The sequence below is a fragment of the Amycolatopsis sp. NPDC059657 genome (genome assembly GCF_042734395.1).
In the GTDB taxonomy this organism is placed as follows: Bacteria; Actinomycetota; Actinomycetes; order Mycobacteriales; family Pseudonocardiaceae; genus Amycolatopsis.
The window spans coordinates 59,255-66,793 of record NZ_JBHWEB010000049.1 but is presented as its reverse complement, the minus strand read 5'-3'; the positions used below and the strand labels follow the sequence as shown (position 1 = coordinate 66,793).

Here is a 7,539-nt window from a genome sequence, read left to right as displayed (position 1 = left end):
ATCACCACAACACCCCTGGTCACCACGCCGACAGGCCGGTCAGTGTCTGTGAGGTCCTGAAACATCAACTGTCCGGGAAGTCCTGAAAACAGACAACCGGTTCTAACCGGTCATACCACTCACGACCCCGCCAAACGGCCTAGTCAGTCTTCGAAGGCGCGGAAGGCCGCCTCCTGTGCCCATTCGACCGCAGCCTTGGGGCTGTCGTGGAGCAACTGCTTGCAGCGCTGGCTCGGGTTGGCGCCGCCGAGGACCGAGCCCGCGCACGCGGGCCCAGGCCGGAAGTCGTCGGGAGCGCGCCACAGACTGGCGCCCTGGATGAAGCCGTGGTCCAGCGAAGCCCGCGCGATCTGCTTGAGCTGCCGGTACGTCTGGTGCTGCTCGGTCACCGCGCGGACGTACTCCCCCGTGATGTCGCCCCGCGAAACGCCGGGGTCGTCCGTCGCCAACGCGATCGGGACACCGAACCGCTGATACCAGCGCATCGGATGCGCGGGACCGGAGACTTCGAGGATCTGCGCGTTGCTGGTCAAGGGCGCTTCGACCACCACGTGCTTGGCCGCCATCTCCCGCGCCAGCTGCGCGGCGTTCGTCTCGTGGCGCACGTCGACGCCGTGGCCGATGCGTTCCGCGCCCGCGATCTCGACGGCTTCCCTGATGTGGAACAGGATGTCGGCCGGCGGGACCAGCTCAGGGGTCAGCTCGCCCGCGTGCAGGGTGATCCTGGTCTTCGGGTAGAGCTTGTGCAGGAAGCCGACCATGGTCATGTGCAGGTGGTAGTCGCGCAGCGCGATCGGGTCGTCTTCCGGCTGCACCAGGTTGACGCCGACGTAGCGGCCGTCGACCTGGCCGAGTTCGAAGCCGAGCAGCAGGTTGGCGAACACGATCTCGGGGTTCGTCGCCCGCCCGACCTGGTAGTCGTAGCGCGCAGGGAAGACGCAGGCGCGTGAAGCCGCTGGCGTGCCGCACTTCAGCGCGGCGTTGAACTGCGCGTAGTCGTTGTCCGTGTCGGTCTTCGCGGCCGCGACGATCTTGGCCATCGCGCCGTCCGCGAGCATTTTCTGACGCATCACGGCGAAGTCCGCGTTGAACCCGACACTGGCCGCGAGTGCGCGGACGGCGGAACCCTGACGGGAGATCAACGTCTCGACGTAGAACTGGTTCTGCCGCAACGCGGTCTCGGCGACTTCGGCGAGCATGTCGCCCTTGTGCCGGTCGGTGGCCGCGCTGAACTTGCCAAAGGTGGCGAAGAAATGGTCATGGCCCGATTCCGGACCGGCCGGATCGAAGCCTTCCATCGACCACGCGCGCAGCACGGCCCGATAAAAAGCCTTGTCCGTACCGGTGTCCGCGGCTGGCCGCTGCGTCGCCGTGCACGGCGGATAAGACGCGGTCAAAGTCGTTTTGTCGACACAGAGACCGTCCGTGACGGCATAGCGGATCAGCGATTCCGTCGACACCGCACCGGAAAGATGATTGTGCAGGTCACCGCCTTTCGGGAAGGCACGCAGGAACTCCGCGAGGCCGTCCGGATTCGCCAGCAGCGCGTCGAACCTGGCCGAGACACGGTCTTCCGGCGACGGGGCCGCCGCCGCCGGAACCGCGGTCACCAGTGCCGCCACCACCGCGGTGGCGAACAGCGTCGTTCTTCGGAACCGCACATTTCCTCCCTGGAATGGAAAAACGGGACTTTCCATTCCTAGCGGCTGCGGCTTTCCCTGTGATCCGCCGAAAGAGCGGCTAGTCGGCGATGAGCACGCTCTGCCCGCGGAACGCGCCACGCTCCTGCTGGCGGCGCACCAGCCAGCGGCCTGGCGCGACGCCGCTGCCGCCGTGTTCCGGGTGAATCAGGAACACCGGCTCGGTGTTCTCGAACAACGCGATCCCGAGCCTGGTCGGATCGCCCACGTCGGTCGTCCACCGGCAGGTCCCGTGTCGGCGACGAGCGTGTGCGGATTGTTGCCGTTCACCCCGCGGACCAGTTCGACGCCGTCCACGGGCACTTCCCGCCAGCGTGCCCACGGCCGCGCGGTCACCGGGCCGACCATGTCCAGTGGCACGACGATCAGGTCACCTTGGGCCTGCGGGCCGTCGATCACCGGGATGGTGACTTGTCTTTCCAAGTGGTCCAGCACTTCGAGGCCGGTCCGGTCGAGCAGTTCAGCCAGATACATGAGTCATCACCTGTGGTCGTGAGCAGGGTCAGGTCCGGCGCGCGAGCCGCGAGTACTGGGCTCCGCTGAGCCCGTACGACCAGCCTGCCGCGTCGATCGGGTCTTCGAACCAGTCCGGCACGTGCAGCCCGTAGCGGCGGCGGGTTCCGTCGCGTTCGACGGAACCGTTGACCGCGAGCAAAAGCCGGTTCCGCGCGCCGCCTTGCCGGTGGGGAAGGTCGTAGAGAACCAGTGCGCAGCCAGGATTTCCGGGATCGGAGGCCTGGCTCACCAAGGCGAGCTCGGCCTGCTCGATGAAGGTCTCCCAGCCGATCCGCTCGATGGCGCACCGGCGTATCTCGACGTTGCGTTCCGCGATTATCCGGTCCACCGTGGGATTTTCGATCACCCAGGCGGGAACTCTGGTCCCACGCCAGGTGTACACGCTGAAGCCGTCCCGGAAAACGAGTGCGGGCATCATGTCGTCCGCCGGTTCGGCGCGGATCACGGCGGGACGTTCGACGATCACGCACACGTCCTCGCGCGGCCACCACCATCCGCAGGACCGCGCGATCGTCGCCCACAATTCGAGCTGCGCCAGGTCGTCGACGCCGTACAGGGCGACGCCGACCCGATGGCAGATGTCGTAGTACGCCACCCAATCGGCTTCCTGCTGGCCGTACCAGCCGAATCGCGGGCGATCGGGCAATTCCGCCCGGATCGGGTCGACGACCGATTCCCCAAGCGCCTGGCGCAGTACGTCACGCACACCGGAACGCAGATCCCCGCGGGTGCCGCGGTCCAGCCGTTGGCGCAGCCGGGTGACCAGCGCGGCGAGCCTGCCCTCGACCGGCCAGGGGCCGTCGACGCTGAGCGCGGTCGACTCCGGCACGACTTTTCCCGCCACAGCAGGGGAATCCACCCAGATGAACCGCGGCGGAGGCTGATCGACCAGCGCGTAGAGCGCGGCTATCGCACTCTCGGCGGCAGGTCTGTCCGCGGGTTCACAGGACAAGGCGTGGCTATGCCAGTTTTCGCGCAATTCGGCCGCGCGCGACCAGGTTTCGAAATCTCGATCGCGAGAAGGTTTCGGTTGAACAAGAAGGCGGGCACTCTCGAGGCGGGCACTGCGCCGCCGGGTCGCGGTCAACGCGACTGGGCGAACACGCCCTTTCCATCAGACATGGTGCGATCATGACAGGACCGCGCGGGATTCCGCAACCCTGATCGGCCGGTAACAGCACCGCATGCCGGTCTGCACGGACTCGCGCAGGCTCGCGCCGAGTGCGGCGTCGGCCTCGCTCACCCGGTCCATCGCGCGCCGGATCGCTTTGCCCACCGCGATTCTCGCGCGCTCGGGGTCACCGGCGAAGCGCCGGGTCCGTCCGGCCAGCCCGGTCGAGGTTCGCAGTTCGTCCGCGAGCCAGTCGGCTTCCACGCGCGCCTTGGCCGCGCGTTCGAGGTCGTGCGCAGACTCCGCGTCGTCAATCTCGGCGTGTAACTCCGCCAGCCGGTCCCGATAGTGCCGCAACGCGACCTCGTCCACGACCGGCTGAGCGACCGTCCGATCCGTCTTACCAGGCGTTCCGGCCAGATCCAGCGCCTCGATCTCGACGCCGGGGTTGCCGATCAGCGTTGCCAGGTAACGAATTCCCACCGAGTCGTCCACAATGGCCGATCGCGTGCCCATTTCGATGCGCCAGTACCGTCCACTTCGGACACAGGATGCCGAGATCGGTTCGGCGCGCACACCGGGCAGTGCCATGCCGAGCGTCTTGGCTTCGCGCGCGGCGAGAGTCAGCTCGGCGCGTGACGCGGCCTCGTCGCCGTGCGCGGCCAGCGCGTGCCCGAGCCGGAACCGGGAAAGCACGGCGGCGGGCCAATGCCCGAGCGCGGTGTTCCGCACCAGCGCCGACCGAAGATGCGCGACCGCGCGGCCGGTGTCGCACATCGTCAGCGCCGCGACGCCCAGTCCCTGGTGCGCCGAGCCGACGCACACGATCGCGCGCCCGCCCAGCACCGGCAGCCGCGCGTACGGCAGCAGCAGCTCGTACGCGCGCGCCGCGATCTCCGCGTCACCCAGCAGCGCCGCCGCTTCGACCACGCCGTTCATCCCGATCAGCCACGAACTCGACCTCGGCTGCTCGGTGAAGTCGTCGCCGCGGAACCGGGCCAGCGCGCCGCGTGCCGTCCGCAGATCACCCGCGGTCGCCGCCGCGACGGCCAGCGTGGGCAGGAACCCGTTGTCCGTCTCGCTGAGCAGCGGCGAGTTCGCGAGTTCGGTGAGCGGGGCGACGAACTCCGCGATCCGCCCCTGATACCACCGGATCGCGGTCAGCTGGGCGCCGAGCCAGCCGACGTCGTCGACATTGCCGACCGTCTTGCCGAGCTCCGCACATTCCCGCGCGAGCCGCTCGGCCTCGTCCAGCCGCCCCGACCGGATGCACAGCATCACTCGCATCGCGAGCACGGCGAACCACACCGCCGCGTTGCGCCTGGCCTTCTCGGAGCCACACAGCTCGGTCAGCGAACGCTCCGCGTGCGCGTCACCCAGCAGGAACAGGTCGATGGTCCGCCAGAGCAGGCCCATCACCGCGTCGCTCGGCCGGTCGGTGCGAGACCCGGCCCGCATCAGCTCCTCGGCGAGCGCCAGCCGCGTGCGCGCCTGGTCAGGCCCGAGCAGGCAGTTGTGCGCCAGGCTCAGCGCCTCCGCGTACGCGACCGGGTCGCCCCCGTGCCTGGCCTCCTCGAGCAGCGACAGGATCGTGGCGTGCCGCCCGGCCCGGTAGTCGGACTCGGCGGCCAGCCTGATCCGCAACCGCTGCGCCTCCGGCCCGTGGCCAACCAGTGCCAGCGCCGCCCGCTGGCACGACTCGACCTTGGCCGCGGCTTCGACGGGCCGGTGCTCGTGCACCCACAGCCCGCCGAGCCCCAGCGCGGCGGCCGCCATCAGCCGCCCGTCGCCCGCCTCGTCCGCCAGCGCGTACGCGCGCGAGAACCACGACCTGGCGGCTTTCAAATCACCTTCGACGTGTAGCGCGTAGTCACCGGCGTCGATCAGCGGGCCCGCCTCGACCCGCGCCGATCCTTCCGGGCGGAGCAGCACCGTTTCGCCGCTTCGCGCATGACGGTCGGTCACACCGTCCACCTCCCCACGAGACTGACGTGTGAAGTGCTCACACTCGCCAGGAGCGGGGAAAGTTCAGGGATGGCGCGTTTCTCACTCGAATGGACCAGCGGTGGTGTTCCACGGGCGTTCCAGTGCGGATTGCGGCACGCTGGTGGCGATGTGGGATGCTCCCCATGCTTGAGGGCAGGCCATACGAGAGGTGACGGGTGTGACCAGCTGGACCGACGTGATCAACTTTGTCCGTACGCGGTACGAGGTACTCGAGGAGACCGGCGACTGGCTGCGGTTCCGGCTCGACACCGAGGAGAACCGGACCCAGCAGGTCTCCGTGCACCACATGGCCGGTGACGGCGCGGCGTGGCTCGAGATCTCCTCCCCCGTCGGTTACGCCGACAAGATCGACGCGCGCCGCCTGCTCGAACTGGCGGGCAAGTCCCTCGTCGGCGGTGCCGGCGTCGTCGATGGCGTCGCGCTGCTCAAGCACACCGTCCCGCTGGCCGACCTGAGCGTCCGCGAGGAGTTCGAGCGCCCGCTCAAGCTGGTCGTCACGCAGGCCGACGCCTTCGAACGGGAACTCACCGACTCCGACGAGTTCTAGACGTTGCGCTGAGCGGAACGCTTTCCTAGGCGCGCGGGCGCGGCGTCGTTAGCGTCCACCCCATGATTGCCACAGTCGTGTGGGGAACCGGCAATGTCGGCAGGGCCGCCATTCGCGCGGTGGAAGCGAACCCGGCGCTGAAGCTGGTGGCCGTGCTCGTGCACGACCCAGCGAAGGTCGGCCGCGACGCGGGCCCGCTGGCGGGACTCGGCCACGAACTGGGCGTCGCCGCGACCGACGACGTCGAAACCGTGCTCGCCGCCAGTCCCGGCGCCGTGGTCTACGCGGCGTCCGGTGACATCCGCCCGATGGAAGCGCTCGCCGACATCACCGCCGCGATCAAGGCTGGCGCGGTCGTCGTCACGCCTTCGCTGTACCCGCTCTACGACCAGCGCAACGCGCCCGCCGAACTCCGTGACCCGGTGCTAGCCGCAGTCAAGGAAGGCGGCGGCTCGCTGTTCGTGTCCGGCGTCGATCCCGGCTGGGGCAACGATGTGCTGCCGCTGCTGGTCAGTGGGCTCGGCACGACCGTGGACGTCATCCGCTGCCAGGAGATCTTCGACTACTCCACCTACGAGCAGCCGGATTCCGTCCGGTACCTGGTCGGCATGGGGCAGCCGATGGACTACGCGCCCCCGATGCTCGCGCCGATGGTGCCGACCATGGTGTGGGGCGGGCAGATCCGGCTGATGGCCCGCGCGCTCGGCGCCGAGATCGACGAGATCCGCGAGACGGTCGACCGCCGCCCGCTCGAAACCACGGTCGGCACCAGGACCATGGGCGAGTTCGAGGCTGGCACCCAAGGCGCGGTGCGGTTCGAGGTGATCGGCATCGTCGGCGGCGAACCCCGCATCGTCGTCGAACACGTCACCCGCATCCACCCGTCCTGCGCGACCGACTGGCCGATGCCGCCGAACTCCGCGGGCGCGCACCGCGTGATCATCGAAGGCCGTCCCCGCATCGAGGTCACCATCGAAGCGACCGACGAGGGCGAAAACCGCTCGGCGGGCGGCAACGCGACCGCGGTCGGCAGGCTCGTCAACGCCATCGACTGGCTGGTGGAAGCGGAACCAGGGCTCTACGACGCACTCGACGTCCCACTGCGACCCGCGATCGGCAAACTCGGAAAGGTGGCCCGATGAACATCGACATCCCCGAAGGCAAGGAGCCGATCGCCTACGTCTGGGGCGAGATGGTGCCGGGCATCGGCGTCGCCGCGTCGAACTTCTCGCTGGCGGTGTACTCCCACACGACACTCGGCCTGCGCGAGTTCGAAGCGGCCCGGCTGCGGATCGCCCAGATCAACGGCTGCGTGTTCTGCCTGGACTGGCGCACCGAGCGCGACGGCGTGAAGGTCGAGGACGAGTTCCCCGATGCGGTGCTTGCGTGGCGCACGACGGAGGCCTTCGACGACCGCACCCGGCTGGCCGCCGAGTACGCCGAGCGGTACGCGCTCGACCACCATGGGCTCGACGAGGAGTTCTGGGCCCGGATGACCGCGCACTACAGCCAGCTCGAGATCGTCGAGCTGAGCATGAGCATCGGCTCGTGGCTCGCCTTCGGCCGCCTCAACCACGTACTCGGCTTGGACACCGTCTGCATGATCCCCAAGGTCTGAGGTGGTCGTGAGTGGTACGGCCGGTTAGAACCGGCCGTAC

General features: G+C 68.8%; 6 protein-coding genes and 1 pseudogene. 3 read left to right on the top strand and 4 right to left on the bottom strand.

Annotated elements, in window-relative coordinates; translation table 11 throughout:
- Positions 1–143 precede the first annotated feature (143 nt).
- The 4 genes and pseudogenes from ACFV15_RS25675 to ACFV15_RS25660 all read right to left on the bottom strand — a co-directional run bounded on the left by ACFV15_RS25675 (position 144) and on the right by ACFV15_RS25660 (position 5,292).
- Positions 144–1,661 carry an adenosine deaminase gene (locus ACFV15_RS25675; RefSeq protein ID WP_378353144.1) on the bottom strand — a complete coding sequence of 506 codons (1,518 nt, stop codon included), beginning with the start codon at positions 1,659–1,661 and terminating at the stop codon, positions 144–146.
- A gap of 186 nt (positions 1,662–1,847) precedes the next feature.
- The gene (locus ACFV15_RS25670) at positions 1,848–2,174 is read right to left on the bottom strand and encodes a hypothetical protein (protein ID WP_378353143.1); all 327 of its coding nucleotides are present in this window, start codon (positions 2,172–2,174) and stop codon (positions 1,848–1,850) included.
- A 28-nt stretch (positions 2,175–2,202) separates the two neighbouring features.
- A pseudogene (locus tag ACFV15_RS25665) lies at positions 2,203–2,835 on the bottom strand (DUF6745 domain-containing protein); the annotation flags it as partial.
- Between the two features lie 510 nt (positions 2,836–3,345).
- A complete protein-coding gene (locus tag ACFV15_RS25660; protein WP_378353142.1) occupies positions 3,346–5,292 on the bottom strand; it encodes a hypothetical protein in 1,947 nt (648 codons plus the stop codon).
- A 199-nt stretch (positions 5,293–5,491) separates the two neighbouring features.
- On the opposite strand from ACFV15_RS25660, the gene ACFV15_RS25655 reads away from it, so the two are divergent.
- From ACFV15_RS25655 to ACFV15_RS25645, 3 genes are all read left to right on the top strand, one after another.
- The gene (locus ACFV15_RS25655) at positions 5,492–5,881 is read left to right on the top strand and encodes a hypothetical protein (protein ID WP_378353141.1); all 390 of its coding nucleotides are present in this window, start codon (positions 5,492–5,494) and stop codon (positions 5,879–5,881) included.
- 62 nt (positions 5,882–5,943) lie between these two features.
- Positions 5,944–7,023 (top strand): dihydrodipicolinate reductase, encoded by a 1,080-nt coding sequence (locus ACFV15_RS25650; RefSeq protein ID WP_378353140.1) that lies wholly within the window; start codon positions 5,944–5,946, stop codon positions 7,021–7,023.
- Positions 7,020–7,499: a carboxymuconolactone decarboxylase family protein gene (locus tag ACFV15_RS25645; RefSeq protein ID WP_378353139.1), complete on the top strand. Its 480-nt coding sequence runs from the start codon at positions 7,020–7,022 to the stop codon at positions 7,497–7,499. Before ACFV15_RS25650 ends, ACFV15_RS25645 begins: the two co-directional genes overlap by 4 nt.
- The last annotated feature ends 40 nt before the right edge of the window (positions 7,500–7,539 follow it).